The organism is Paenibacillus caui, assembly GCF_019904135.1.
Classification (GTDB): domain Bacteria; phylum Bacillota; class Bacilli; order Paenibacillales; family Paenibacillaceae; genus Fontibacillus; species Fontibacillus caui.
This window is the reverse complement of record NZ_JAIOGQ010000008.1, coordinates 64,789-91,447: the sequence shown is the minus strand read 5'-3', so window position 1 is coordinate 91,447 and position 26,659 is coordinate 64,789. Positions and strand designations below refer to the sequence as shown.

The 26,659-nt window shown below is 50.5% G+C and carries 23 protein-coding genes and 2 pseudogenes; 12 read left to right on the top strand and 13 right to left on the bottom strand.

What is annotated here, in order from left to right; all coding sequences use genetic code 11:
• Nucleotides 1–16: 16 nt before the first annotated feature.
• From K7397_RS06825 to namA, 6 genes and pseudogenes are all read left to right on the top strand, one after another.
• Nucleotides 17–622: a nicotinate-nucleotide adenylyltransferase gene (locus tag K7397_RS06825; protein ID WP_223067197.1), complete on the top strand. Its 606-nt coding sequence runs from the start codon at nt 17–19 to the stop codon at nt 620–622.
• Nucleotides 603–1,211 carry a bis(5'-nucleosyl)-tetraphosphatase (symmetrical) YqeK gene (yqeK, locus tag K7397_RS06820; RefSeq protein ID WP_223067196.1) on the top strand — a complete coding sequence of 203 codons (609 nt, stop codon included), beginning with the start codon at nt 603–605 and terminating at the stop codon, nt 1,209–1,211. Before K7397_RS06825 ends, yqeK begins: the two co-directional genes overlap by 20 nt.
• Before the next feature lie 65 nt (nt 1,212–1,276).
• Nucleotides 1,277–1,624 (top strand): ribosome silencing factor, encoded by a 348-nt coding sequence (gene rsfS, locus K7397_RS06815; protein WP_223067195.1) that lies wholly within the window; start codon nt 1,277–1,279, stop codon nt 1,622–1,624.
• Complete coding sequence (locus K7397_RS06810; RefSeq protein ID WP_223067194.1) at nt 1,621–2,529, top strand: CvfB family protein; 909 nt, start codon at nt 1,621–1,623, stop codon at nt 2,527–2,529. The genes rsfS and K7397_RS06810 overlap by 4 nt, the downstream gene beginning before the upstream one ends.
• A 102-nt stretch (nt 2,530–2,631) precedes the next feature.
• The gene (locus K7397_RS06805; RefSeq protein WP_223067193.1) at nt 2,632–3,414 is read left to right on the top strand and encodes a class I SAM-dependent DNA methyltransferase; all 783 of its coding nucleotides are present in this window, start codon (nt 2,632–2,634) and stop codon (nt 3,412–3,414) included.
• 183 nt (nt 3,415–3,597) lie between these two features.
• Nucleotides 3,598–4,550 (top strand): annotated as a pseudogene (gene namA / locus K7397_RS06800) (NADPH dehydrogenase NamA).
• 262 nt (nt 4,551–4,812) lie between these two features.
• Here namA and K7397_RS06795 read toward each other — a convergent pair.
• Genes K7397_RS06795 through K7397_RS06775 form a run of 5 tightly spaced genes read right to left on the bottom strand, consistent with a single transcriptional unit; the run spans nt 4,813 to nt 10,221 of the window.
• Nucleotides 4,813–5,922 carry a GerAB/ArcD/ProY family transporter gene (locus K7397_RS06795; RefSeq protein ID WP_223067192.1) on the bottom strand — a complete coding sequence of 370 codons (1,110 nt, stop codon included), beginning with the start codon at nt 5,920–5,922 and terminating at the stop codon, nt 4,813–4,815.
• A 5-nt stretch (nt 5,923–5,927) separates the two neighbouring features.
• The gene (locus K7397_RS06790; protein ID WP_223067191.1) at nt 5,928–7,031 is read right to left on the bottom strand and encodes a GerAB/ArcD/ProY family transporter; all 1,104 of its coding nucleotides are present in this window, start codon (nt 7,029–7,031) and stop codon (nt 5,928–5,930) included.
• A gap of 15 nt (nt 7,032–7,046) precedes the next feature.
• On the bottom strand, nt 7,047–7,280 hold the full coding sequence (locus tag K7397_RS06785) for a hypothetical protein (protein ID WP_223067190.1): 234 nt from the start codon (nt 7,278–7,280) through the stop codon (nt 7,047–7,049).
• Between the two features lie 6 nt (nt 7,281–7,286).
• Nucleotides 7,287–8,483 carry a Ger(x)C family spore germination protein gene (locus K7397_RS06780; protein ID WP_223067189.1) on the bottom strand — a complete coding sequence of 399 codons (1,197 nt, stop codon included), beginning with the start codon at nt 8,481–8,483 and terminating at the stop codon, nt 7,287–7,289.
• Nucleotides 8,484–8,532: 49 nt separating this feature from the next.
• Nucleotides 8,533–10,221 (bottom strand): spore germination protein, encoded by a 1,689-nt coding sequence (locus tag K7397_RS06775; RefSeq protein ID WP_223067188.1) that lies wholly within the window; start codon nt 10,219–10,221, stop codon nt 8,533–8,535.
• A gap of 176 nt (nt 10,222–10,397) precedes the next feature.
• On the opposite strand from K7397_RS06775, the gene K7397_RS06770 reads away from it, so the two are divergent.
• On the top strand, nt 10,398–10,565 hold the full coding sequence (locus tag K7397_RS06770; RefSeq protein ID WP_223067187.1) for a hypothetical protein: 168 nt from the start codon (nt 10,398–10,400) through the stop codon (nt 10,563–10,565).
• Here K7397_RS06770 and K7397_RS06765 read toward each other — a convergent pair.
• Nucleotides 10,554–11,573, bottom strand: coding sequence for a Gfo/Idh/MocA family protein (locus tag K7397_RS06765; protein WP_223067186.1), 1,020 nt, complete (start codon nt 11,571–11,573; stop codon nt 10,554–10,556). The genes K7397_RS06770 and K7397_RS06765 overlap by 12 nt on opposite strands.
• Before the next feature lie 232 nt (nt 11,574–11,805).
• A complete protein-coding gene (locus tag K7397_RS06760; protein ID WP_223067185.1) occupies nt 11,806–12,588 on the bottom strand; it encodes a (S)-acetoin forming diacetyl reductase in 783 nt (260 codons plus the stop codon).
• Between the two features lie 448 nt (nt 12,589–13,036).
• On the opposite strand from K7397_RS06760, the gene nirB reads away from it, so the two are divergent.
• The 3 genes from nirB to K7397_RS06745 are packed head-to-tail and all read left to right on the top strand — an operon-like array spanning nt 13,037 to nt 16,207.
• Nucleotides 13,037–15,469 (top strand): nitrite reductase large subunit NirB, encoded by a 2,433-nt coding sequence (gene nirB, locus K7397_RS06755; RefSeq protein WP_223067184.1) that lies wholly within the window; start codon nt 13,037–13,039, stop codon nt 15,467–15,469.
• Between the two features lie 40 nt (nt 15,470–15,509).
• Nucleotides 15,510–15,827, top strand: a complete 318-nt coding sequence (nirD, locus tag K7397_RS06750; protein ID WP_223067183.1) for a nitrite reductase small subunit NirD — start codon at nt 15,510–15,512, stop codon at nt 15,825–15,827.
• A gap of 20 nt (nt 15,828–15,847) precedes the next feature.
• Complete coding sequence (locus tag K7397_RS06745; protein WP_223067182.1) at nt 15,848–16,207, top strand: cupin domain-containing protein; 360 nt, start codon at nt 15,848–15,850, stop codon at nt 16,205–16,207.
• Here K7397_RS06745 and K7397_RS06740 read toward each other — a convergent pair.
• From K7397_RS06740 to K7397_RS06715, 6 genes and pseudogenes are all read right to left on the bottom strand, one after another.
• On the bottom strand, nt 16,192–16,713 hold the full coding sequence (locus K7397_RS06740) for a Crp/Fnr family transcriptional regulator (protein WP_223067181.1): 522 nt from the start codon (nt 16,711–16,713) through the stop codon (nt 16,192–16,194). The two genes, K7397_RS06745 and K7397_RS06740, sit on opposite strands and share 16 nt — an antisense overlap.
• A gap of 235 nt (nt 16,714–16,948) precedes the next feature.
• Entirely contained in the window at nt 16,949–18,289 is a 1,341-nt protein-coding gene (locus K7397_RS06735; protein ID WP_223067251.1) for an allantoinase, read from the bottom strand.
• A 50-nt stretch (nt 18,290–18,339) separates the two neighbouring features.
• Nucleotides 18,340–19,779, bottom strand: a pseudogene (locus K7397_RS06730) (NCS1 family nucleobase:cation symporter-1).
• Nucleotides 19,780–20,420: 641 nt separating this feature from the next.
• Nucleotides 20,421–20,645 carry a hypothetical protein gene (locus K7397_RS06725; protein ID WP_223067180.1) on the bottom strand — a complete coding sequence of 75 codons (225 nt, stop codon included), beginning with the start codon at nt 20,643–20,645 and terminating at the stop codon, nt 20,421–20,423.
• Nucleotides 20,626–20,925, bottom strand: coding sequence for a DUF5132 domain-containing protein (locus tag K7397_RS06720; RefSeq protein ID WP_223067179.1), 300 nt, complete (start codon nt 20,923–20,925; stop codon nt 20,626–20,628). The genes K7397_RS06725 and K7397_RS06720 overlap by 20 nt, the downstream gene beginning before the upstream one ends.
• A gap of 45 nt (nt 20,926–20,970) precedes the next feature.
• Nucleotides 20,971–25,707 (bottom strand): HAD-IC family P-type ATPase, encoded by a 4,737-nt coding sequence (locus K7397_RS06715; protein ID WP_223067178.1) that lies wholly within the window; start codon nt 25,705–25,707, stop codon nt 20,971–20,973.
• Nucleotides 25,708–25,876: 169 nt separating this feature from the next.
• Here K7397_RS06715 and K7397_RS06710 point away from each other — a divergent pair, with 169 nt between their 5' ends.
• Entirely contained in the window at nt 25,877–26,098 is a 222-nt protein-coding gene (locus K7397_RS06710; RefSeq protein ID WP_223067177.1) for a hypothetical protein, read from the top strand.
• Nucleotides 26,099–26,176: 78 nt separating this feature from the next.
• Nucleotides 26,177–26,518 (top strand): hypothetical protein, encoded by a 342-nt coding sequence (locus tag K7397_RS06705; protein WP_223067176.1) that lies wholly within the window; start codon nt 26,177–26,179, stop codon nt 26,516–26,518.
• The last annotated feature ends 141 nt before the right edge of the window (nt 26,519–26,659 follow it).

Sequence of the window (26,659 nt, the reverse complement as noted above, 5' to 3'; positions counted from 1 at the left end):
GAAAGGTTTTGATGCCATGGTTTCCAGAAAAAAAGTGGGCATTATGGGGGGCGCTTTCGATCCGGTTCATATCGGGCATCTGCTGGCCGCGGAAGCGGCCAGGGATCAGTACGATCTGGAGGAAGTATGGTTCATGCCTTCCCATTTGCCCCCTCATAAGGCTCGTGCGGGTGTAAGCGGCGAACAGCGATTGGAACTGGTAAAGGCCGCGACTCAAAGCAATCCCGCTTTTCTGCCGCTGGATATCGAATTGCGCCGGGGCGGTATTTCCTATACGGTGGAAACGATGAGGGAGCTTCGGGCGGCCTATCCCGAACATGATTTTTATTTCATCATCGGTGCGGACATGGTCAATTATTTGCCGAAATGGGAAGGGATCGAAGAGCTCGTAACCCTGCTGACCTTTATCGGCCTTCAGCGTCCCGGGAGCATGATGGAGCTGGATTCGCTGCCCGATTTTATTCAGAGTGCCGTCGTGCTCGCGGAGATGCCGCTTGTCGATATTTCTTCAAGTCTGATTCGAAGCCGGCTGAGAAAAGGAAAGTCCATCCGCTATCTGGTACCGGATGCCGTGTATGAGTCCATGCTAAGGAGTGGAGTTTATGGAATATACCCGGGATGAATTGATCAAGGCAGTGTCAGAACAGATGCCGGAAAAACGCTGGAAGCATACCGAAGGAGTCATGGCTGCTTCTGTAGAGCTCGCGAAGCGGTTTGGGGCAGATCCGCAAAAGGCGGATCTCGCCGCGCTGCTGCATGATGTGGCCAAATACTGGCCAATCGATGTCCAGGTGAATATTATTAAAGACAATAAGGACGAGGGGCTGTCCCAGGAGCTGCTGGATTACGACAAACAGCTGCTTCACTCCGAAGTCGGAGCATTTGTAGCCAAACGGGATTACGGCGTAACGGACCCGGAAGTGCTGGATGCCATCAGGTACCATACTTCAGGCCGTGTCGGGATGTCCCTGCTTGATAAAATCGTATGTCTTGCCGATTACATTGAGCCGGGAAGAAATTTTCCCGGAGTGGATACGATTCGCGAACTGGCAAAACATAACCTTGAAGATGCGCTTGTGGCAGGATTCGATTCCACGATCTCCTTCCTGCTGGAAAAGCGCAAGGTTATTTTTCCGCTGACGGTGCTGGCGCGAAACGATTTGGTCACCCAGATCAGGCAAGCTGGCCGAGAGGCTGGAGAACAAGGATAAAGGTTAGAACAGATGAAACAAAGCCGGGTCGTTGGGGACTCGATCACTTTTTAGGAGGGTACTGAATGGCAGTTTCGCCAAAAGAATTGCTCGATATTGCGGTTAAGGCCGCTGATGATAAAAAAGCGATGAACATTGTAGCGCTGGATCTGAAGGGTATTTCGCTGATCGCCGATTTCTTCGTGATTTGTCACGGAAATTCCGATACCCAGGTTCAAGCGATTACTTCGGAAATCCGCAAGCAGGTGTCCGAGGCGGGAGGACACGTGCGCGGAGTCGAAGGATTGGATTCGGCTCGCTGGGTTTTGATGGACCTAGGCGATGTGATTGTGCATGTTTTCCACCGCGATGAACGCGAATATTACAATATCGAACGCCTTTGGTCCGACGCCAAAGTTGTGGAGATGGTATGAGTCTGATCGCAGGCACTATCGTTTCCCTGCCCGTTGATCGCGAGGTGTCCCCTTACGGTTATTTTCTGCGCGGAGACGATGGGCAGGACATCCTGCTTCATTATTCGGAGCTGACTCGAGAGATTCAGGCGGGGGACGTCGTTGAAGTTTTTCTGTTTTTTGACACCGAAGACCGTCCGGCGGCGACGATGAAGAAGCCTTATCTCACTTTGGGAGAGTTGGCGCTGCTCGAGGTAGCGGATGTTCATCCGCGCCTGGGCTGTTTTCTTGAAATGGGACTCGGACGGCAGCTGCTCCTGCCGATCCGCGAGCTTCCAGAACTGAGGGAGCTTCATCCCGAGGTGGGGGACCGGGTCTATGTCATTATGGAGCAGGATAAGCAAGGAAGGCTCAAAGCGAAGCTGGCGGGCGAACAGGAGCTGGCGGCGAAGGCTTTCCATGCTCCGTCGTCCTGGAAAAATGAATGGTTTGACGCGATCGTGTACAAACCGCTTCAAATGGGGACGTTTGTGATCGTTGACGGAGGGGTTGTCGGATTCGGAGCGATCGGGATGATTCACGCTTCGGAACGGCCGCGCCTGCTGCGCCTTGGCGAAACCGTCAGAGTCCGCGTGACGCATGTGCGGGAGGACGGGCGCGTCAACCTCGCGCTGTCGGCGCGCAAGGAGATAAGCCGGGGCGAGGATGCGGACCGGATTCTTGCCTATCTTGAGCAGCGGCCCAGCCGCTCGATGCCGTATTCAGACGCGACGCCTCCGGATATCATTAAGCAGCGTTTCGGCATAAGCAAGGCGGCATTCAAGCGGGCCCTCGGCAAGCTGATGCGTGAAGGAAAGATCACGCAGAAAGAAAGCTGGACTTATCTCGTGAATCAGGGCGAGAGCTCGAGCTCGGCTGAAGAATAAAGCTAGGGCCGCCGTCTGATACAGCGGGATGAAAGTCACTCCTCGCGAAAGCCAGCCTGCGGGAGAAGACTTCACGCCCTGATAAAGGAGACGAATCATTTCATGCGGGCTTACCAAAAATTTGCCTATGTCTATGATGAATTAATGGAAGATATGCCTTACGCGGACTGGATCGGCTTTGCCGAGGCGGCCTGGGACAAGCACGGCCGGCCGAAAACCGTGGCGGAGCTGGGCTGCGGCACCGGAAGCATTACGATTCCGCTCGTGAATGCCGGGTACCAGGTAACCGGTATTGACTTGTCGGAGGATATGCTGTCTGTGGCGCAAAGCAAGATGGAGGCTACAGCGCAAGGACACCGGCTCTACCGAGAGGGAAGCATCAGATGGGTGCGTCAGGATATGCGCTCGTGGGAGCTGGCGGAGCCGGTGGATTCAGTCATTTCCTTTTGCGACTGCATCAATTACGTGCTTGAACAGGAAGAGGTTTCGGCCGTATTCGCCCGCTCCTACGCAGGTTTAAAGCCCGGCGGCACATTTCTGTTTGACGTGCATCATCCGGACACGCTGCGGCGTTATGATGAAGAGCAGCCTTTTGTCCTGGATGAGCCGCGGATCGCGTACATCTGGACCTGCGATTTTGATGAGGAACGCTGCGAGATCGAGCATCATCTGTCGATCTTCGCCAGAGAGGCCGGCGGCCATGCGGAAAGCGCAGCCCTCTACGAGCGCTTTGAAGAAACTCACGTGCAGCGCGCTTACGACCCGGACTGGATGAAGGCCGAGCTTGTGCGCACCGGATTCCGCGATGTAAAGTGCTATGCCGATTTCAAATGGATACCCGCGGAAGCAGGGGCCCAGCGCCTTTTCTATGTAGCGGTCAAATAATAGGCAGCAGACGGTCTTTTTTCCTCTGGAAAAGGGGCCGTTTTATTTGGATATTGAAATATTGCGATATACGAAAAAAAGAAGTATAGTGGTATGGATCCCGAAAATTTACAAAGGAAGTGAAGGTCTGTGCTTTTTGAACCTTATCAGCTTAAGAAGCTTACGCTCAAAAACCGGATTGTCATGGCACCTATGTGTATGTACTCTGTAGAAGATGGATCAGGCAAAGTTCAGGATTGGCACAAAATTCACTATCCGTCCCGGGCAGTCGGGCAAGCCGGCTGATTATAGTGGAAGCGACTGCGGTGACTCCGCAGGGCAGGATCTCCCCGTATGATCTGGGGATCTGGAGTGAAGACCATATTGCCGGGCTTCAGGAGCTCGTACGGCTTATTCATGCCGGGGGGTCCCATGTCGGCATCCAGATTGCCCACGCGGGCCGCAAATCCGAACTGAAGGAGCCGATTATCGCTCCATCCGCCATTGCGTTTAATGACCGTTACCAGACGCCGCTGGCGATGACCGCGCAGCAAATCCATGAAACAATTGCAGCATTTAAGGATGGAGCTCGCCGCGCGAAGGAAGCCGGATTTGACGTGATTGAAGTTCACGCCGCTCATGGCTATCTGATCAATGAGTTTCTGTCCCCGCTGAGCAATCGCCGCGAAGATGAATACGGCGGTAGCCAGGAGAACCGCTTTCGGTTCCTTAAGGAAGTAGTTCAGGAGGTAAAATCCGTCTGGGACGGTCCGCTGTTTGTCCGCGTTTCGGCCCATGACTATCACCCGGAAGGGGATACGCCAGACGAATATGTAACCTATGCCAAATGGCTGAAGGAGCTTGGAGTAGACCTGATCGACGTCAGCTCAGGCGCAGTGCTGAATGGTCCTCCGGCCGTTTACCCGGGATATCAGGTTCCTTACGCCGAACAAATCCGGCGTGAAGCGGATGTCCCAACGGGAGCCGTTGGCCTGATCACCGAACCGGAAATGGCCGAGGAAATTTTGCGGAACGGCCGGGCCGACCTGATCTTTCTCGGCAGGGAACTGCTGCGAGACCCTTATTGGCCGAGAAGAGCGGCAGCCTGCCTCGGGGTCGAGCTGCAGTCTCCCAAGCAGTATGCCCGCGGCTGGTAATTCGGCGGCGGCAGGGGCGGCCCAAAGCATGTCGATACGAGGCCGACTTTAGTCTCAGCAGACTGACCCGGCTCTAGCCGTACTAAAGAGGGCGAACCCAAGCAGGGGTGGGGCTTGGAGTCGCCCTCTTTTTATGCGTAAAAAAATGGCTTGGGCCGATGAACAAACGATGATTCAAACGTTACATACCCGGTTCCGCCGATTCTACCGTGAAAAGAGGGACGGAAAGGATGCTTCCCCCAATGCTGATTTATCGCCAGTTTCAGCGCTGACGCTGCTTGTCATAGCCGAGACCTTTCCGAATGAGATCGGTCATCATCAGCAAGAACGGGATGGCCACCGCAAATATAGGGAAAATATTCGTTAGCGCAAATTTCCCTTGTTCGAAATGGGCTACAACATTGCGGGCAATGAATAGGGAAGCCAGTAGAGCGATCAATACGATTGGAATAACCAGTTTATTTTTCGAAACCTTAAACAAGTCTGAAGAACCGCTTAAGGCCGCATAGCTGAAGATAGCTACCTTAAAGAAATCATTAACAATGACACCGGCTACGGCAATTGCGTCGAGCCGCTGTATAAAATCCCCGACCCGAATCCGCTGGGTCATGGATAATAAGGGGAATGTGGACATCTGCAGCTTGCTTACGCCAAGCACGGATATTTCAAGAAAGACGACCAGGGCGATGATAATTCCACTCGCCAGGATCGCTGTCAATCCAACTTTATAGCCTGTTTTAGCGTTGTTCAAAAAGGGAAGGACGAACGAAAAACAGATCATTTCCCCAAAAGGAAACATGGCGGTTTGCTCATAAACCGTTTTGAATACAGGCATCCATCCATTTTCCAATATCGGCATCACCTGATTGATCTTCACGGTATCCGGGGAGAAGAGCAGCAGCAGAAGCCATGTTATTCCTGAAAGAAACAGCGCGATGAAGTAAATTTCCCCCGTTCGCCCCAACGTTTCAATGCCCATAAACAAAGCATAGCCGACGGCCCCAATCATTAAGATCCCAAGCACAAAAATAGGGGTCACATCGTAAAATAGCGCCAGCAACTCCAAGCCGTCTCTTAAATCCCGCGCAGCTCCATAGATAAAAAAGAGTACGTACGCGATTCCCAGAATGAATCCGAGAACTTTTCCAAAAATGACGCTCATGTAGCCGGTGAGCAATAATTTAGGATAACGGTTGAAAAGGTAGGCATATATGCTGAACATCAATATCCCGCAGGCCATGCCGATCAGGATAGTCATCCACGCATCTTGTTTGGCGTCAACCCCCAAGGGGACCATGATCGATGTGCCTAACTCGAAAAGCATGATGAGAGAAAACAATTGGAAGGGGGTTATTTTTTCGTTTTTCGTCATTCGTTTCATCCCTTTCCGGACAGCTTTTTGCGGCATGCGCCCACCCCGAGCAAGATGAGGGGGTAGATCAGCCCGATCGTTAATATTAAGGGGAGCCAGAATTCCGTATTCCATTGTTTCAGATAAGGAACATTTGGATAAACGATAAGCGACAGTACAATCGCGATCATGCCCAAAGGCAAGGTCAGCGGCCTATAATCCTTCAAGCTGAACGTTTGCGCAAGCCCTAAAGCGGCAGCGTAAAAATAAAGGGCTATTTTGTAGTAGAGCGTAATAAACCACAATCCTGCCATAACGGCCTCGATTCGTTGCAGAAAATTGCCGACGCTTATTTTTTTAATTAAAGCATAGCTTGGGTATACGCTTCTTGCGGTCAGATCGGAACCGAGAACCAGAATATTAGTCGCGACAATGACCATAATCATCACCCCGCTAATGAGACTCCCCCAAAAAAATGCTTTGCGTGCTTCTCCGGGTTTATTGATATAGCTCGGAAAAAGCACTAACAGAACGATCAGTGTCAGCGAAGTGAAGCTTAAAAAAAACAACGCAGCCCGTATGACGGGTTTTAGTTCCGTCTCAAACACGGGTTGAATGTTATCCAGCTTGATTTTAGGAGAAATGAACAGGAGCAATCCAAGATAAAGGGCAATGAACCATGGGAAAAAAAATTCCGCAGAACGCGCGAGCGTTTGCAGTCCGAGACGCACTCCCATGATAACTACAAGCATAAAAATAATATGGAACGCCTGGATCGGCGTTTCCGGCATAATATGCGTGTTCATGAAATCGCCGACATAATACAAAACCTGGGAAGAAGCAATCAATGCCCAGACTGCGAACAAAAGGGACACTGCTTTCCCGAGTCCTTTCCCCAATACCTTTTCATTCATTTCCATCAAGGTCATTCGGGGATAGAGGTGTTCAATGGAGCTGTATAACCCTACCGGCAGCAGCCCTGCCACAATGCCGATTAGCGCCGGCAGCCAGGCATCCTGTTTGGTTTCGGTAGCAAGGCTTGAAGGGATAATCAGCATAGTTGTGCCAATCATATATAGAATGACGAGGATCATCCATTGCCGTACCCCGATTTTCCCGATCTCCTGCATGGTTTCTCTTCCTTTCTACTTGAGCAGACCGAATAATAAATCACGAAACGGTTTGAAGATCACGGCGATTCCGTCCAAGGGGTTAGGGATACCAAGCTGCAATCCTTCAGCTATGCTTAGCCCTGCTGCCAAGAGAAGAAGAATCCCGAACACCCAAAGTTCTTTTTTCATTCCGTTGTTAAGGAGAGGGGGAACCTCGATGATCATGATCACAACGACAGCGGCAGTAATCCATACGATGCTTCCCATTGAAATTTACTCCTTTTCTTTCTTCAGGAAAGATTCGCCAACTGAACCTAAACGCCGCACTTTTACATCTGCCTTCACTTGTACGGGAAGATCGGCGAATTCCCGGTCCCAGTTCTCTTCGACCTCCTTCCAATATTTGGGATGTGAACGATGCATCGCTTCACCGAATCCAAAAATATCGACGCCGTATTCTTTTTGGGCTTTATGAATCGACTGCTGAACGATGGATATCACTCTCTGCTCCGATTTCTTTTCCAACTCAGCGATCGTGTCGGGCTTCATGAGATCAATCCCGCACTGTACTTCGCCTACATTTACTTCCATTTTTATACGAATGTCGATCCCCGGTTCCCCGTTTTTGACGTTTGCTTTCACTTTCGTTTTCGAACGAATCGCCTCGAGCACAATCTTGCCGCCGTCGGGACATGAAATATGTCCTACCGTACTTTTTACATTATTGATAAGATAGTTGTATCCTTTGCTTTCCGGCTCGTTCAACCAGCCGATCAGCTTATCATCCTTAAACACACCGATACCGGAAAATTTCAATTGAGTGGGAGTATCAATCTTTTGCGCATTTTCCTTGCTTTCGCCTGCTTCCTGTTCCCCTTTCACCTCAAGTCCGGTCAGCACAGGCTGTTTTCCTTTGCTCACAATGTCGGATATGAGTTCATCCAGGGTTACGCTTGTCGTAGGCGCCCAGGCTCTCTCGGACGTTTGAAGGGATGAATACAGCTTATTAGCCGGTATTTTCTCAAGGGGCGTTATGATCTTCAGTACGTTTTCAGCGCTTGTTCCCTTCGCGACAACAAGGAAAAAATCCGGCCTGTGTTCATGATCCCGCGCCAGATAATCCAAAATTCCCCTGATTCCTTCCCGGGCCAATTCCTCGCCGATGACAACGATGCGAACATGAGCGGCATAGATTTTCCGGGAGCTCAAGGTTGTCATTTTCCGCCTTGATTCAAATAAGCTGTCGGCTGTAGCATGGAAAGTAATGACCGGCGTACGATCACCGCCCTTCTTCGCGGCCACTTCTCCGGGGTCGACCACTTGAGAGGTGACCCGATATTGATCTCCCGATTTATCGATTCCGATGGCCACCTCGATCGCAATATCGTTCAATTCCCGGCGATTCCAACAACCGGTAACCAAGATAGACAAGACAATAACGATTCCGGGAAGGATGAATTTTCGTTTCATGGGATGCATTCCTTTCTGTATCAATCCACGGCCAGAAATTTGACTTTCGCTACTGTTTTTGCTCTTGATTCTGCTGATTCTGCTCTTGATTCTGATCTTGTTTTTGATCTTGTTTTTGATCTTGTTTTTGATTTTTCTCTTGCTGATTTTGCGACTTGGGGTCCAAGGGCTTGAGATTATGCTCACGCACTACGTTGCTCTGACTGATCAACCGGGGTCTGGTGATTAGTCCCCATTGAGGGAGACGAAGCAGTGTATCTTTCTGATCCGAAGGGATCAGCGGAGCAATAGGACTCATATAAGGAATACCGAAGGAGCGCAAACTGCACAGGTGGAGCACAAGCGCGATCAGCCCTACCGTTATTCCGAACAAGCCGAACGAAGCGGCGAGCACCATCAGCGCAAACCGTAATATTCTTACGGGAATAGCCATATTAACGGAAGGAAATAAAAAGCTGGATATGGCTGTAATCGATACGACTATCACCATCGCGGCCGACACGATCCCCGCCTCAACGGCTGCTTGCCCAATGACCAGCGCTCCGACAATGGATATCGCTTGTCCCCCTGACTTCGGCATTCGGACTCCCGCTTCACGCAGAATTTCAAAGGTTACTTCCATCATGAATGCTTCAATAAAGGCGGGAAAGGGAACTCCTTCCCGTTGAGCCGCCAGACTGATCAGCAGAGGCGTGGGCAGCATCTCCTGATGGAATGTAGTAATGGCGACATAGAGCGAAGGGCCCAATAAGGCGATAAATAAACCGATATATCGCAGAACACGAAGGATGGTTCCAATATCGGCGCGTTGATAGTAATCTTCGGCAGATTGATAGAACTGTGTGAAGAGGGCCGGGACCAGAAGAACAAACGGCGTACCGTCCACGAGAATTGCAATTCGGCCCTCCAGAAGTCCGGCGGCAATCACATCCGGACGTTCTGAATTGTATACCGTAGGAAAAGGGGAAAACGTGTTATCCTGAATGAGCTCTTCGATATAACCGCTTTCCAATATCCCGTCGATCTGGATTCGATCGAGTCTGGCTCGCACTTCTTCCACCAACTTGTCATTTGCGATGCCCTTGATATACATGATCGCTATATCCGTTTTGGTGAACTTCCCTATTCTTCGGCTTTCCATCCAAAGATGGGGATCTTTGATCTTTCGGCGGATGAGCGCAGTATTCGTACGTAATGTTTCGGAAAAACCTTCCCTCGGTCCCCGGATCACCGTTTGGGAGGTTGGCTCCATTACCCCGCGATCTTCCCATTCGTACAGGCCAATCGTAATTCCCTGTGCCTGTCCCTCTACCAAAAGAAGAGCGCGTCCCGATAAAAGGGAGGTCATCAGAGTTTCAAAATCGGCTTCCTCTTTGACATCTCCTGATGGAAGGCAAAAATCTTTAATGATACGCAAGGTGTCTTGCCCGGATGAGAGTTTCTCCTTGAGCGGAGTTTTCCGGGTCTCCAGCATAAGAGGTTCTATAATGAAGTCCTGAATGGACTTTATATCTGTCAATCCATCGATATAGAAAAGCCCGGCTTTGATTCCCTTTTCTTCTCCGATCTGAATCTCGCGAATGATCAAATCTCCGCTGTTTCCAAGGGTTTCTTTAATTCGCTGGATATTTTTTTGCAGACTTGCTTCAAGAGGTTGTGAGCCTGAATCCTTGGTTTCACGGCTTTGTTCAGATGAGTATTGGGTTGATTTCTTGCTGCGCTTCCGAAACATAGCCATCAGATCATCCTCCATTCGCTTACTGCACTTCGAATCAATTATTTCCATGAGCTTACATTTAAATACATAAAATTTACATTGGAGGATTTGCTATTATAGGCATAGTGAGGAAAAACGCAGCAGAGGGAAATTTTTCCTATGCTGCGTTCAATTGAACCTAAAGGAGGAAGGAAACAATGAAGCATATCGTGAGCCGTCTCACGGCAATGGGATATAAGTCGGTGCCGTCCGAGAATCCGTATTGGGACCAAAGCGGTGTAACGATTTGCGATCCGGACGGCCTGGAGAATCGTGCTGCAAAATTCGGACGGGCTGTCGTAGACAAAGGCAGCTTATCGCATTAAATCCATGGCCTCCTGTACTCTCAGCGCATCCGCCACAATGGGAAGGGAAGGAGGGAGCCTTCCGGCAAGCGCCTTAGCCAAATCATTGTACAGCATCCACTGGGCATGAATATAGGGCTGAATGGAACGTGGAAAAGAAGATGAGTCCATGGGCTTGTCATATTGGATAGCCGTGAATTCCTTATTGGGCTGAAGAGCACACCGCAGCTCGCTGCCCTCCAAACTTAAGGTGCCCTCTGATCCGAAGATCTCCAGCACGGATTTTCGCACGACTGCAGCCGTTATAAATTGAAGGGAAAAGCTCGCCCCCTTTTTAAATGTGCCATGAAGAAAAAAGGAATCATCCGCTGTACTGGGCTCCATGCCGTGAGGTCCCTTGCGCTGTTCAACATGGTTGGTGGTGAAGCCATGAATGTTTGCGAAAGGCCCAAACCAGTGGAGCAGGGCATCGATCATGTGCGAGCCCACGGCTCCCAGCATGCCTCCGCCTTTATGCTTTTGCCATTGCCATGAATTTTCCTCGTCCCTGATACGGGGCCAAAGCGGCCAGGCTTCTGACCAATGGACATGAAAGATCGTTCCGAGCTGTCCGCTGCCAAGGATGCTGCCGATTTTCTGACGCTCGGGGAGGTAGCGCCATTCGAAGTTGAAGGCGGCCACCAGCCCGGCCTGAGCAGATACGTTTCGCAGAGTCTCCATTTCGGCAGCATTCAGCGCGGGCGGCTTTTCGCACAGGACGGGGATGCCTGCCTGCAGCGAGGCCGCCGCCATTTCATGATGATGATCGGGGGATGTTGCGATAACTACAAGATCCAAGAGGGTATCCCGGAGCATCTGCCGCCAATTTGAATAAGCCGAAGGGATGCCGTATTTTTGGGCTTCGGCTTCAGCTCTCCCGGGACGCATGCTGCTGATAGCCATAACGGAATAGTCCGGATGCCGCTGCAGGATTGGGACATGGACCTGTGCGCCAAATCCGGTGCCGATAATGCCGACGGAAAAGGTCATCGCTTGTCTCCTTTCGAAGTTCTTGTCTTAACCTTAACGCAGCAAAATACAGAAACGCAAAAAAGCGGCCCAGGGCCGCGTTAGTAGTGGATTAACAAAAGCAAACAGGCCGGCCAAGAATGAACTCTTGACCGGCCCGATGTTTACTTTTTTAAAATCTGCATTAAAGGCAGCTATCTTTTTGTACAAGTAAGGATAAGTTCTGCCTAGCCATGAATTTGGCTGCTTCTTCTTACAGGAACATCATGCCGCCGTCGATCAGCGGAGATTGTCCAGTCATGTAATCGGAATCAGGGCCTGCCAGGTAGGAAACGAAAGCGGACACGTCTTCAGGCGTCGAGAGACGGCCGAGTGTAATTTTGCTGCCGAATTCTTCGGTAGCATCTCCTTGTTTTTTGCCCTTAGCAGAAGTAATATCTTTGTCAATTCCGCTCCACATCGGAGTTTGCACGATACCAGGGCAATAAGCGTTAACGGTAATGCCGTATTTAGCCAGCTCTTGAGCCGCAGTTTGTGTTAAGGAGCGAACCGCAAATTTGCTCGCAGAGTAAACGGAAAGGTTAGCGTTGCCGACATGACCGGCTTGCGAACATGCGTTGATGATCTTGCCTCCATGACCCAGCTCTTTAAGCTTCGACGTTGCTGCCTGGGTGCCCCAAATCACGCTGTTTACATTAATGTTAAACACTTTTTCAATGTCGGCTGCCGTAACTTCCTCAAGTATTTTAGCAGGAGCAATACCCGCATTGTTGACGATGACATCAAATCCGCCCAGTTTCTCAACGGTTTCATTAACAGCAGCGAAGACCTGGTCTCGATCCGATACGTTTACCTTCAGAGCGATAGCACGTCCGCCTGCTGCTTTGATTTCTTCAGCAACCGAGTTTGCAGTATCCTGATTAAGGTCAGCGACTGCTACGGCAAATCCGTCTTGACTCAAACGCAAAGCGATTGCACGGCCAATGCCTTGACCGCCGCCAGTTACCAATGCTACTTTTCCATCCACTTTTCCCATGTTTGTGATCTCCTTCACATACTAGATTAGGAATTATCGCGAATGCAGGTCGCGATGTAGATAAAAGTATGTATGCATTCGTTACATTCCTGTCGACAACATTATAGCACTATTGAGTGGGCAGGAAAAGTTTGGACAAGCAAATAAGACATCTTGATTCCTAAATTGGTCTATTTTGTTCACAATTTGTAAGGTACAGAAATTTGGTTTTATTAATATAGAGCATGCATGAGGGATTGATGTTGATGTTATCTCGGAAATTGTTCAAATTTAATGTGATTACACTCACTCGGCACTTGCTTGTTTATCAGTAAAATTTAAACAAAGAAAGAGAATGAGCTTGTGATGTAAATCTGAATCATAATCAGCCGAGACTCTTATTACGCACATAGGTGATTTTTTTCACATATTACAAGATTTATTTGGTCAGACGGGAGGCAAATTCAAAATGAATTTATCCAAGGAAAAGTTAGTCGTGATCGGCAACGGGATGGCGGGCATCGGTACGGTGGAACAAATATTAAAGCTTACCGATCGTTTTGACATTACCGTATTTGGCAGTGAACCTCATCCCAACTATAACCGCATTATGCTCTCCTATGTGCTGGAAGGCAGCAAGACGATAAACGACATCATACTTAATGATCTGAACTGGTATGCGGAGCAAGGAATTACCCTTCATACCTCAGCGACCGTGGAGCGTATTGATCCGGATAATAAGGAGATCGTAACCGCGAAAGGTCAGCGTTTTCCTTACGATAAAGTGATTATTGCCACCGGCTCCACTCCATTTATTTTGCCGGTTCCGGGCAGCGATAAAGCGGGTGTCGCAGGTTTTCGGGATATATTGGACTGCGAGCAAATGATGGAAGCGGCCAAAGCATACAGCAAAGCGGCCGTCATTGGCGGCGGCCTGCTTGGGCTTGAAGCGGCAAAGGGACTGGTTGGACTCGGCATGGATGTGACCGTTGTTCATTTGATGGAGGATCTGATGGAGCGTCAGTTGGATCATCAGGCCGCGCAAATGCTGACGACCGAGCTGGAAAGACAGGGCATCAAGTTCATGATGGGAGCAAAGACGACGGAACTGCTTGGAGAGGAACGGGTCAGCGGCCTTAGATTTGCAGATGGAAGCACACTGGAAGCGGATTTTGTCGTGATGGCGGTAGGGATCAAGCCAAATATCGAGGTGGCCAAAGCTAGCGGATTAACTGTCAACCGCGGCATCGTTGTTAATGATTTTATGGAGACTTCAATAGAAGGCATTTTTTCGGTTGGCGAGTGCACGGAACACCGCGGAGTATGTTACGGACTTGTTGCGCCGCTGTTTGAGCAGGGAATGGTGCTTGCCAAACGGATCAGCGGTGTGGAGACGGCTCCCTATGAAGGTTCTGTCGTCTCAACGAAATTGAAAATTTCGGGTGTGGATGTATTTTCAGCGGGGGAATTTATCGATGGGCCCGAGCATACCGTCATTGCCATGAAAGATGACTGGAAGCGAACCTACAAGAAATTGCTGCTGCGTGATGGTAGGCTGGTCGGCGCCGTTCTTTTTGGGGATATCATGGGTTCGGCCCAGCTGCAAAAGCTGGTGAAGCAAAATGCCGAAATGACCGAGGAGCTGTATGCGGAGCTTACCGGGGCAGGCTGCGGCGGCGGGGATAAAAAACGGTCTTCCGTCGAAACGATGGCGGATGAAGAAATCGTCTGCGGCTGCAACGGAGTAACCAAAAAGGCCATTGTGGAGGCCATAACGAAGCAGGGCCTAACTACGGTGGATGAAATCAAGGCCAAGACGGGAGCCACCCGTTCCTGCGGCGGCTGCAAGCCGGTCGTCGAGCAGATTCTCCAGTATGTGCTTGGCGACGGGTTTGAGCAGACTGGCAAACAAGGAATTTGCGGCTGCACCGTACTCAGCCGGGATGAGATCGTGGCGGAGATTCGGGCCAAAGGGCTCACGACCGCCAATGAAATCATGCACGTGCTGGGATGGAGCCAGGAGGAAGGCTGCTCCAAATGCCGGCCGGCCCTGAACTATTATTTGGGGATGATCTATCCGGATACGCATCAGGATGACAAGGCTTCGCGCTTTGTCAATGAACGGATGAACGCGAACATCCAGAAGGACGGAACCTATACGGTTGTTCCACGGATGTACGGAGGAGTTACGACTCCCGAAGATTTGAAGAAAATCGCTGAGGTTTCCTTGAAATATGAGGTGAAGGCGGTCAAGGTCACCGGGGGCCAGCGCCTGGATTTGATCGGTGTCAAAAAACAAGATTTGCCGAAAGTATGGGAAGAGCTGGATATGCCGTCAGGCTATGCTTATGCCAAATCGCTGCGCACGGTCAAAACCTGCGTCGGTTCCCAGTTCTGCCGGTTTGGCACACAGGACTCCATGAGCATGGGGGCAATGCTGGAGCGGAAATTCGAGCGGCTTGATTTTCCGGCCAAATTCAAAATGGCGGTTAATGGCTGCCCGCGGAACTGTGCGGAATCCTGCACCAAGGATATCGGCATTGTGGGCAACGATGGCGGATGGGAGATATTTATCGGCGGCAATGGAGGCATTAAGGCGCGTCTTGCCGATTCGCTGTGCAAAGTGAAGACAGATGAAGAGTTGATCGAAATTTGCGGTGCCGTCATCCAGCACTACCGGGAAACGGGCAATTATCTCGAAAGAACGTCTGAATGGGTAGAGCGAATGGGACTTGAACAAATCCGAAGCACCGTTGTTGAAGATGTAGAGAACCGCAAAGCGCTGGTAGAAAGAGTGGAGCTTGCCCTGCAGTATGTTGAAGATCCGTGGAAGAAAACTTTGCAAGATTCCAGGACTCGGGAATTGCTGTTCAGCAGCTTGAATCCAACCGAAAATGGCTGAGCCCGTAACAATGAACCAGGATACGATGGGGGGAAACAAAATGGGTAGAACACAGACGGTAAACATGGGACATATAAACAACTTTTTACCGCAAATTGGGCGGGTTGTTGTTATAGAGGGGAAGGAAGTCGCCGTTTTTCGGACCTCGGACGATTCTTTCTACGCGGTGGACAATTCAAGCCCCCATCCCAAAGGAGGGCCGCTGGCGGAGGGTATTATATCCGGCCATTATCTGTATGATCCTTTATATGACTGGAAGATCGATTTAACGACAGGGATGGTTCAGGCACCAGACCAAGGGGAAGTGGCTGTTTATCCTATAAGGGTAGAGCATGACGAAGTGCATATCGAATTTTGAAAAAGAAAGGGATGTGTTGTATGGAGAAGAAAAGCCTTGAAGAGCTTCAAGAGTTTCAGCAGGGCAAATTTACAAAACGGGTTGTTTTTAAAGGAGAAGACCATGCCTTATTTGTTTTGAATTTTGGGCCCGGAACGGAATTGCCGGCTCATAATCATCCCGGCGCCCATGTCTATATATTGGTGATAGAAGGAAGCGGAACGGTCACGAGCAACGGGGAGGAAACTCCCGTGTCAAAAGGGGACGCTGTTCATATTGCCGGGGATGAAGTCTTTTCATACCGAAGCAAAGAGGAGTCCCCATCCAGTTTGTATGTTGTGCTAACTAAAATACCGGATGAGCGGTATGCAGCTAACATCTCTAGTCAATCTTTCGAATGACCACCTGTCCTGGACTGGCTGCGAAGCAGCCGGTTAATGGTTTCCCGCCGAAGCCCGATGAATTGTCCGATTTCATCTTGTGTCAGTATATCCTTCAAGGCAGTCGGGGAGATGTAAGAATCAAACCAGGCCTGAAGCTTGCGCAGTCTATCGGCAGGTGTAATTTCGGTTAACTGGTCAATCCGCTGCTGCATCATGCGCAGCTTGTCCTGCAGCAATTTTGCGATGAATCGATATCGTTCCGGGTTCTTCTCCAGCTCCCGGTACCATTCCTCTTCGGGGAGAATATCAATTTCAGAAGTAACCAGTGCAACTGCCGTCCCGTAATAAGGGTTCGGGCTGATCAGGGAGTGATGGGGAAAAGTTTCATTCGGCACAATAACATTGACCAAAATCTGGGAACCGTCCTGATGAACACGGTTGATTTTCAGCATGCCGCTCTTAAGATGATAAAGCGGTCCCGATTCTCCTTGCCGAAATAGGGTCTCGCCTTTATGTAATATCAACGAAAATGCCTCCAAAGCTTAAGAGTATAGGGCGGTTATTCAAAATTTTCGCACAATCATTCAAATTATATCAGTTCTGGCGGTTTGGCGCCAAGTATCGGGCCTTGATTTATAAGAGATAGGGGCCGTCCCAACAGTCATCAAAGACTAGGGACGGCCTCTTTTCCTGTTACGAAACGGAAGTATCAGCAAAAGCCAGGCTTTGCCGAAGGTTATCCCGGCGAGAGACCAACGGCTACCGAAGGTTTTGACCGCAGCATTCTTCTTGAATGCCATGCTTGCGGTCGTAAACCACTTTTCCCCGGTTTAGGGTCATTTGCACGGCACATTTCAGTGTATGCCCTTCGTAAAGGCTGTGCGGGTGTTTGGAAAGCAGCTCTTCCTTTTCTACTGTGCGTTCCAGATTCATATCTAAAAGGACCAAATCGGAGTCGAAGCCGCAGGAGATGGCTCCTTTACGCGGATATAAGCCAAACCGCTTCGCCGGATTCGTAGAAAGATATCTGGCAAGCTGCTGCAGCGGCATATTCCTGTTCATATGAGCTTCGGTCACCATCGCCTCCAGAGAGAACTGGCCTCCTGAAATGCCGCCCCACACTTCAAACATATTATTCGGATTATTAAATTTCATAAAGGCAGGACAAGGAGAGTGATCCGAGGAAATCATATCGATCTCTCCACTCTTGAGCTTCTCCCACAATTGTTCTTTGGCCTGGTCGTTCCGAAGCGGCGGAGCGCATTTGGCGGATGGGCCGATTCGTTCAAAATCATCGTCCGTGAACAACAGGTAATGGGGACAGGTTTCAAGCGTCACATTCGATCCGCTTTGCTTCGCGCGTTCGATCAATTCCACTGTTTTCGGATGGCTGATATGAACAAAATGAAGCGCACATCCGGTTTCTTCAGCATACAGCAAGGCGCGGCTGACTGCTTCCATCTCCGCCAGCGGAGGTCGGGATTCGTCATAATCGCGGACCGATACTCGTCCGTTTGAGCATTTTTCCCGGGTCAGCTCCTTAATGATCGGTTCACTTTCGGCATGAAGCGCCAGAACTTTATTCAGCTTGGCTATTTTCTCCATCCCCCGGTAAAGGGTCATTTCATCCACTCGTCCGAACTCGGAGCCGGCGGAGGACATAAACGCCTTGAAGCCAATGGCTCCCTGCTCGGCCATTCCTTCCAGTTCATCCAGGTTTCCCGGGACTAAACCGCCCCACAGGGCATAATCTACATAAGAATTGCAGTCCGCTAACGCTTGTTTTTCAATAAGCGTGGCAACGCTCGTAGTAGGAGGATTGCCATTTAGCGGCATATCAAAATAGGTGGTAATCCCCCCTGCCGCCATCAGCCTTGATCCATTCTGAAAACCTTCCCAATCCGCGCGGTTCGGCTCATCAAAATGAACGTGAATATCGATCATGCCCGGCATGACCGTCAGGCCTGAAGCGTCGATTACACTCTCTCCTGCGCCCTTGTCTATATTTTCGCTTAGTTCTACAATAACCCCGTTACGAATACCGATATCAAGGAGTTTCACGTCGTCTTCCAAGACGACGCGCCCTCCTTTAACGACCATATCATAAGCCTTCAATTCTTATCACCTCAAACCGAATTTTCACTGAAGGACTATTTGCTATCCTTAATCGCCGTCATAGCTGGCGGATGCAATCTCATCAGGGCAATATACACAACAAAAGCAATTAGAACCCCTACAAACCAGGAAATGTCGTATAAAAATTTCAACGAGGGAACAAATTGCCCGATCAGAGATACCAGTGCACCAATGGCGGTTGCCGCGAATGCACGGTAGTTATATCCTTTATAATACGTATATTGTCCATTTAGCTTGTATAGATCTTCTACCGCCAAAGTTCGCTTCCGGATGATGAAGTAATCGGCAAACATGACCCCCGCTACAGGTCCGAGCGCTCCGCCAATCGTGCCCAGGAAGGCAAAGATGCTGGTCGATTGCTCCATCATTTTCCAAGGAACAGTCAATAAAGACAGGAAAGCCGCTATATATCCCCCGCGCTTGAAGGTGATCCATTTCGGGAACAGATTGGCTAAATCGTAAGCGGGCGACACAATATTGGCAGCCACATTAACGGAAACCGATGCCATACAGAGCGTAACTACGGAAAGAGCGATAATAAATGGATGATCGAAATATTTAAGGATTTCCACAACATCCCAAATCGGTTCGCCGAAAGCAACCTGAGAACCGGAGGTAACGGTAATGCTCGCAAAAGCGAATAAAATGAAGGTACCCGGCAATCCCAAAAATTGTCCCTTGATTTGTTCTTTCTGGGATTTTGCAAAACGGGTAAAATCGGGAATATTTAAGATCAGGGTCGCCCAAATGCCGATGATCCCGGTTACAGATGCTACAAACACCCAAAAAAGTTCGCCGAAGGTTTGAAACTTACTGGCCTGGGCATAGATGGGTCCCAGGCCGCCAGCGATATCAATCGCCCACCAAACCATGCCGCCAAAGACTACATACACTAAAGGTCCTGCCCAAACCTCGAACTTTTTGATCGACTCCATTCCATGATGCAAGACCAGAACATTCAACCCCCAGAATAGAAGGAAAGACAGCAGTCCGGGCAAGTGAAGGCCAAGCAGGTTCCAGTCTCCTCCCAGGGTTCCCCAACCATCCCAGATATTTAACATTAGGATGTTGAGTGCGGTGCTTCCGGCAAAGGCTTGAATTCCAAACCACATAATGGCAACAAAACCGCGAAGGAGAGCAGGGATATTCGCTCCGAGGACACCAAATGACGAACGAATAAATACCGGAAACGGAATGGCGTATTTTGCGCCCGCATGTCCATTTTACGAAAGCGCTGCGTATAGAATCAGCGAAGCGACCAGGATCACCGCCAAAACCTGCCAAGGAGACATGCCGATAGCTACGAGTCCGCCAACTGTCGCATAAGTCGGGATATTATGAATGCACCCCATCCAGATGGAAGCAAAGTTAAATGCCTTCCAGTTTCTTTCTTCCTTTTTAACCGGTAATAAATCTGAATTGCTGAGAGACGGGGAAAATTTTGTTGACTCCATCCATATCAACCTTTCTTATGTGTTAGTAATATTAACATGTATAGGAAGATAACCTTTCTAGTTGACATAAGTATAAGGCGAAAATTTTAATTATTCATTATTCAAACTTCACAAAACTGAATAGGCGAATTATTCAATCTGCATAAAGGACGGGGATTTTTGGAAAATATAAGAGTTTATATGTTTTCAGTGAGACTGAACGATTCTTGAAGATGTAAGAAAGATTCACAAGTTAGACGCGATCTGTTTTCCTTGGGAGTATAGAAGGTGGAGGTTTTCTGATGCGTACGTTATATTTTGTTACATATTTGAATGAAATGTGAGGGATTCATTGGAACATGTACTGGATGAGATGATTTCTTAGAGAGGATATCAACGGAATGTGCTGAAATGATTGAGGAGATTAAGGCTCAGAAAAAGGAGAGATGGAAGTTTTTTTAGAGGAGGAATTGTCTGATAAAGACACCATTTTTTCTCGATACAGGTCGCCAGGCAAGCTTAGCATTTGCTTCGGACTTGAAACCAGCTTATCCAGCTTCCAACGATCAAAAGTTTTCAGGGAATAGACCTCCTTCGGACGCTGCCCGGACGGACTTGCCCAGGACAAAGCGTCCCCATTATTCTGGAGGCTTATCGCGGAATCAGCGGATTTTGGCGAAAGAGATCCAACTGAGCAGGTTTATCCGTGTCTTTTTACCCTTGTCCTTAACCATACCGTAAAATTCCCCTAAAAATTGCTCCCACTTGCTGCCGATCTCCTTGCTGGAGGCTTGATTTTCCATCACGGTATGTATGCTTAGATTGATGGCTTGCTCCAAATGCGCAAGCGCTTCCTGAAGATGATGATCAATCGTTTGATTTTGCATGCAGTGTGCCTCCAGTTTCATCAGTTAAAGTGGCTTCTGTGGAAATGTCATGATCGAGTTGCTTTCTCAGCCGTTCGAATTGGGCTTCAGCGACAATGTCTTCGATTTCGTCGCGAGCTACCTGCAGGGCGTATTGAATACGGTCTGTCAAACTTGCGGCGCCTTCCATCCCGGTTTCTGCGAGTGGCTTCAAGGTATTCTTTACAATCGGCCAAAGCGTAGAGGCCGCAAAAGCAAGTGCAGTGCCAACGATTAGCTTTTCTGTATTTCTCCCGAGCATGTGCGGGTAACCTCCTTGAATTGATTTGAAAAGCCTATCCCGCAGCTAGGCTGCGGAATAGGAGAGGGCCGCCTTGTCCGTCTTCCCGCCCATTCTTTCGAGTAAGGAGAGGATCGGCTTGGAGACCCAAGAAATAGAACCTGCGACGAGCAGAATTGGGCCCCAGTGATGCAGAGCGATTGGTGCAGTATGGAAAAACTGGTTGAGTGGAGGCACATAGAGAGCGCCCAGAAGGGCGAGCCAGGAAATGCTCAACGCGCCTACGAGGAAGCGGTCTTTACTCCAATCGCCCACTGTTTGTTCGGTGTCTTCCTGACGCCAGCTGAACGTCTGGATCAACTGGCCTGCCACCAGAGTCGCAAAAGCGACGCTTTGCGCCACAGCCACTGGCTGCCCGGAGGCAAGAACCAGACTGAACAGAGCGAGCGAACCGGCGCCAAGCAGCACTCCGCGCGTAATTACCTTGCGATACAGCGACTTGTCCACGATATTCGTCCGCTTCGTCTGCTTAGCCTTGCTGCCTGGGTTGACGGCCAGAATCATAGCCGGCAGCGCGTCCGTCAGCATATTCATGAGCAAAATTTGAATAGGCACGAGCGGAATCGGCATACCGGCAATAACCGCGACGCTCGTGACGAGAATTTCCGCGAGATTGCCGGTCAGCAGACAGCCAAGCGCTTTGCGGATATTGCCGATAATTGTACGGCCTTCCTTGACTCCGTCTACGATGGAGCCGAAGTGGTCTTCTTTCAGTATGATATCGGCAGTGGCTTTGCTGACCTCCGTCCCGGCTCGACCCATCGCGATTCCGACGTCAGCCCGCTTGATCGCGGGACTGTCATTCACCCCATCCCCAGTCATGGCGACGATATGCCCTTTTTTGCGCAGCATGCTGACGATGCGCAGCTTATGCTCAGGCGTCATTCGGGCAAAGATGGACACCCGGTCGACAGACTGCTCGAGTTCCTCATCGCTCATGCGGTCAAGTTCATGACCCGTGAGTACTTGACCCGGCAGGCTGCCGCCCGTAATTCCAATTTGCTCAGCGATAGTGATGGCCGTGATCGGATGATCCCCGGTAATCATAACAGGCCTAACGCCGAGGGAAATCGCCTCTTCGATGCTTTTTCGCACATCGGCCTTCGGCGGATCAATCATGCCGACCATGCCTACGTAGATCATATCCCGCTCGTCGAGATCTGCCTGCTGGTCATGCTCGTCCGTTTGCAGAGGACGGTAAGAGAAGCCGAGCACACGGAGCGCGCTGGAGGCGAGCCGTTCGCTTTGCTTCAGGATATCCGCTTGAACCTGCTCGGTGATCGGGTACACTTCGCCATTCTGCTGATACTTGCTGCAGCGGCTGAGAATTGATTCTACGGAGCCCTTTGAGAAAATGTAACAATTATGCCCGGACGAGGTATCCTTGCATACCACGCTCATTTTTCCTATGCCGGAGTCAAAAGGGACCTCAGCGCCGCGTTGCCAATGGGTCAACTGTTTCGGCTTGACCCCGCCTTTATAGGCCATCGTCAGCAGAGCACCCTCGGTCGGATCTCCTTGCATCGACCAGGAGTCCCCTTCATTTACCAATTTGCTGTTATTGCACAAGCAGGCAATCTGCAGGATTCGCTGGAGTTCCGGCTGCGTGACGGAGTTTTCATGTGCTTTGGAATCCGGCAAGCCGGAGCCATGATCTGCCCGGTTCTTTTCCCGGAAACCGCCATTCGGGCGGTACCCGATGCCGGATACTTCCCAGGCGCGGCCGATGGTGGCGACCTCTTGGACCGTCATTTCATTTCTGGTCAGCGTGCCTGTTTTATCCGTACAGATAATGGTCGCATGGCCCAGTGTCTCCAATGCCGACAGCTTGCGGACTAGGGCATTTTTCTTGGACATCCGGTAGATGCCCGCGCTCAGCGCGATTGTAATCGTAACCGGGAGCCCCTCAGGAATGGCCGAAGCAATCAACGTGACTGAAGTACTCACTAACTGAGTAAACGGAACGCCTCGAAGAAGCCCGGAAACAAATACGATACTTCCGGCGATAAATGCCCATTTAATAAATTTTTTACTGATGGAAGTTGTCTTTTCCTGAAGCGGTGTGACCGTCTTCTCATTGGTTTTGAGCAGTGACATCATATGCCCGAATTCCGTATTCATGCCGGTTTGCACGACCACACCCAAGGCTTTTCCTCGGGAGATATCCGTACCCATATACAGCATGCAGCTGCGCTCCGAAAGCGGACAATCTCCTGCGGCCTCGGTCTCTTTCTTGGCAACGGGGACCGACTCGCCGGTTAAGGCCGATTCGTTCACTTCCAGATTCCACGCGCGAATTAGGCGGATATCCGCAGGGACCCGGTCGCCCGGCTCAAGGCACACGATGTCGCCCGGTACAAGGTCGATTGCACTAATGTTTTGTTCCATGCCGTCGCGGATGACCTTGCTGGCTGGAGGCTGAAACTGATTCAAGCTTTCAACAATCCGCTCGGCTTTTCGCTCCTGGAACGTGCCAATCGCTGCGTTTGCAAGTAGAATGGTTCCCATGGCAAGACCGTCAAACAGTCCGCCCGTAAACAAGGCAATCACCGAGGTGCCAAGCAAAATCAGCGTCGTAAATTCTTTGAACTGGCCGGCATAGGAGACGATCCAGGGTGTATGCTCCTTTTCGGCCAGCCGATTCATTCCGTATCGGCCGCGCGCCTCGTTCACTTGAGCCGCTGTTAAGCCGCGCTGCACATTAACCTGAAGCTGCTGCGTGACTGATTCCCATGGCAAACCGTGCCACATGGCGGCTTCTGCTGTCGCGGCCACCTCGTTTTGGGCTCGGGCGTCAAAGGCTACGTCTGCAGGAAATGCCTGCTGGGCCAGCTTTTGTGAACGGGAAAGAAAGATCAGTGACAGGGAGTCGCTGGCTAAATTCACAATCGGGGCGCTTAGCACGCCAAAGGCGGCAAGCAGCGATCCGAATAGGTTCCATTTCTTAGTAATTTGGAAATGCTCATTTATAGTGCTCTCCATCTTTTGAGCGGACTGTTTGGCATCGAGTACCTGCCCTAGCTGGTCGAACGTGACGCCCGCGACGCCGGCTTCCAATAAATAGCGGCTGTACTCACCGGAAGACTCGCTCACCAGGAGGACACGGTTTCCTTGTTCATGAAGCTTTGCGATACGTTCCGCCGCTTCAGTGATATGAGTATCCAGCCAATCCGTGTTGAGGCCGAGCCGGGCTAGCGCTTCCCGGCCGATGCCGGAGCTATCCTCCAGCACGGCGGTCTTGAGGCCCTGCTGCCGCGCTCGCGCGAGCAGTTCTCTTCGGTCCGACTTGAGCTGCTGTCCGCGATAGATCAACCCTTGGCTTACCCAATTGCCGCCGATTTGCTTAGCCAGGTACAGCACATCGTAACCTTTGTTTTCGATCCGTTTAGCTTCAAGGTAATACCGCTCGAACGAAATTCCGTGCCGTTTGCAATACGCGAGATTGCCGATGCAATAAGACGTATTGCTGATGAGACCGGTAATTCCGTCCTCTTCCTCGGCGACGTGGAAGGCCGAGCGTAACGTGCGGCACGTTAGCTCTGCTTTCTGCAGCACTTCCTCTTTCCACGGATGCTTGGTTTTTTTCATCAATCCTGCTGCCAGACAAATGATCTTGTCCGGGTCTTCCTCGTGGGACACACATTCTGTCTCCTGAATATTCGTCTGCATAAGCAAGGACGAGTCTTCCAGCAGCAGCGTTCCGGTTTGGGCCAAATGCGCTAACGAAGCTCCTTGGGGAAGATTCGGCTCAGCTTCCTTGGAATAAAGCTCCGCCTGCTGCCACGCCGTCTTAACCGGAATCGTCGCCGGCCGTGGATTGGCGGCAAGCAAGACCGCAATGGCCCGCAGGGGACTGCGGGTGAACAGCCAGGTGGCCGCTGCGGCCGCCACGCCCCAGCGGCCGGCACGTTCGCTATAGGCTTGAATTTCAGGAGAAAGCAGCTGAGTATCGGCATCGGTCAGTCCGATCCGGCTGCGTTTCCAATTCACGTATTGCATAATGCTTAAAGCTCCCAATACGACAAGATTCTCCCTGACTAGTGCAAGCCCTAACGCAGCGGTGCCCAGGATCAGATCGGGGCTGAGCTTCCTCTGCTCTGTGAGACGAGTAAAACCCCTCCGAAGGAAAGGGTAACCTGTAACGGCGGCGACCACCCCGGACATGTAGAAAGGTACCGGGTTTTGTGCGAGTGCTGACTTGCCGAAAATCAACTGTTTGGTTCCAAGCGCCAGAAGTCCGCCCATTGCAATTGCAAGTGGAAGGGGAACGCCTGGCGGTGAAGCGGATCGCGGAAAGACCGGATCCGGTATTGTCCTCAGCGCTTCCGGCACAGTTCTTAAATCCTGAAAAGAACCTGCTTGCACTGAAGGCTGCAGCGGCAGCTTCGGCGTTTCCGACGAGGCGCACACTTCGGGGAATGCTTCCTGCTCTGCAGTTATATGTACAGGCGTATCCTGACATGCTTCGACGTTTTTTTCTTCTTGACCATGACCGGTGTATTTGCTTTCCAGCAGCTCCAGCTGATGCAGAAGCTGACGCCCGGAAGTTTGCCGTTCGTCATATACAATGAGAATTCGGCCGGTGATCGAGGATGCTTCGGCTCTAGTAACACCTGCCAGGAGCGCCAGCTCCCGACGTAAAGATAGTTCTGCCTGTTTGCTGTGCAGCAGACCTGCAAATTCCAGGCGAATACGCCCCGGCAAAAAGCGGACAAACCTGCTGTGATGAGCGGTAGTCGACATGAAATTGCTCCTTTTAAGAGGTTTACTGCAGTTTATTTACGCGAAAGTAGTATTTACAATTTAATCTAGGTTATGCACCTCCGATTTGCTGAGCCATTAACGCATAAAACTCCATCGTTGGAGAGATAATCTTATTCACTTAAGTTAATCCATTTTTTGGAGGGTTCTCATGATTAAATCACGTGCAGGTTTGATACTGGGGGCAGCAGCTTTATTGTTTGCATTGTCGCCGGAAGCTAGAAAAACCGTGAGAAGATGGGCGGTTAGAGGAACGGAGACTGTACTCGATCTAACCGAAATGGCGAAGGATGCAGGTGCCGCGGCACAAAGCAAGCTTCAATCTCTGACCACGAACGATGAGAAAATATTTCCCAAGCGTAAAAACCAATAACTAAACACAAATTGGGCACAATCAAATAAGACCGCTAGATGCGGTTATGCAGTTATAAAGAAGAATGGAGGGCTTCCTATGTTCCAAGGCGGATCATTATGGGCAGGCCTTCTTGCCGGAGGCATGTCGCAGCTTCAAGACACCAGGAATTTGCAGGAAGGAAAGATAGGCAAGAAGCAGTATACGGCGCAAACGGTAGAGAACGTAACCGGGGCGGTCGGCGTAATGGCCGGAGTGGAGTATGGAGCGGTGCTCGGCAGTGCAATGATGCCCGGCGTAGGTACCGTGGTTGGGGCAATGCTTGGCGGCGTGCTGGGCAACCGTGTGGGACGAATTGTAGGCGGGCAGGCGGGCAGTATGTTAAGCCGGAACTCGCTGGTAAACCAGGTTGTAGAGCCGGTTGAAGAAGCGATTCAGTAACAAGAAAGACGGGGCCGTGACCCCGTCTTTCTTGTTTGACTATTTTGAAAGGTCCACTATGACCGATACCGTCCGGAATAATAGCGGCAGCAACCCCATCACGAGCTTCCCTTGGTCAAAGACACTCCCTAGTTTAACCCT

Coding starts and splice junctions, on each gene's coding strand:
- K7397_RS06780 (WP_223067189.1), bottom strand. CDS start 8,483: ATGAAACGAAAATTCATCCTTCCCGGAATCGTTATTGTCTTGTCTATC.
- K7397_RS06765 (WP_223067186.1), bottom strand. CDS start 11,573: ATGACCTTTTCCGTCGGCATTATCGGCACCGGATTTGGCGCACAGGTC.
- K7397_RS06705 (WP_223067176.1), top strand. CDS start 26,177: ATGTTCCAAGGCGGATCATTATGGGCAGGCCTTCTTGCCGGAGGCATG.
- K7397_RS06760 (WP_223067185.1), bottom strand. CDS start 12,588: ATGGGAAAAGTGGATGGAAAAGTAGCATTGGTAACTGGCGGCGGTCAA.
- K7397_RS06775 (WP_223067188.1), bottom strand. CDS start 10,221: ATGGCTATGTTTCGGAAGCGCAGCAAGAAATCAACCCAATACTCATCT.
- rsfS (WP_223067195.1), top strand. CDS start 1,277: ATGGCAGTTTCGCCAAAAGAATTGCTCGATATTGCGGTTAAGGCCGCT.
- nirD (WP_223067183.1), top strand. CDS start 15,510: ATGGGTAGAACACAGACGGTAAACATGGGACATATAAACAACTTTTTA.
- K7397_RS06715 (WP_223067178.1), bottom strand. CDS start 25,707: ATGTCGACTACCGCTCATCACAGCAGGTTTGTCCGCTTTTTGCCGGGG.
- K7397_RS06710 (WP_223067177.1), top strand. CDS start 25,877: ATGATTAAATCACGTGCAGGTTTGATACTGGGGGCAGCAGCTTTATTG.
- K7397_RS06810 (WP_223067194.1), top strand. CDS start 1,621: ATGAGTCTGATCGCAGGCACTATCGTTTCCCTGCCCGTTGATCGCGAG.
- K7397_RS06770 (WP_223067187.1), top strand. CDS start 10,398: ATGAAGCATATCGTGAGCCGTCTCACGGCAATGGGATATAAGTCGGTG.
- K7397_RS06785 (WP_223067190.1), bottom strand. CDS start 7,280: ATGGGAAGCATCGTATGGATTACTGCCGCTGTCGTTGTGATCATGATC.
- K7397_RS06745 (WP_223067182.1), top strand. CDS start 15,848: ATGGAGAAGAAAAGCCTTGAAGAGCTTCAAGAGTTTCAGCAGGGCAAA.
- K7397_RS06805 (WP_223067193.1), top strand. CDS start 2,632: ATGCGGGCTTACCAAAAATTTGCCTATGTCTATGATGAATTAATGGAA.
- K7397_RS06735 (WP_223067251.1), bottom strand. CDS start 18,289: ATGGTCGTTAAAGGAGGGCGCGTCGTCTTGGAAGACGACGTGAAACTC.
- yqeK (WP_223067196.1), top strand. CDS start 603: ATGGAATATACCCGGGATGAATTGATCAAGGCAGTGTCAGAACAGATG.
- K7397_RS06790 (WP_223067191.1), bottom strand. CDS start 7,031: ATGCAGGAGATCGGGAAAATCGGGGTACGGCAATGGATGATCCTCGTC.
- nirB (WP_223067184.1), top strand. CDS start 13,037: ATGAATTTATCCAAGGAAAAGTTAGTCGTGATCGGCAACGGGATGGCG.
- K7397_RS06720 (WP_223067179.1), bottom strand. CDS start 20,925: ATGCTCGGGAGAAATACAGAAAAGCTAATCGTTGGCACTGCACTTGCT.
- K7397_RS06825 (WP_223067197.1), top strand. CDS start 17: ATGGTTTCCAGAAAAAAAGTGGGCATTATGGGGGGCGCTTTCGATCCG.
- K7397_RS06725 (WP_223067180.1), bottom strand. CDS start 20,645: ATGCAAAATCAAACGATTGATCATCATCTTCAGGAAGCGCTTGCGCAT.
- K7397_RS06795 (WP_223067192.1), bottom strand. CDS start 5,922: ATGACGAAAAACGAAAAAATAACCCCCTTCCAATTGTTTTCTCTCATC.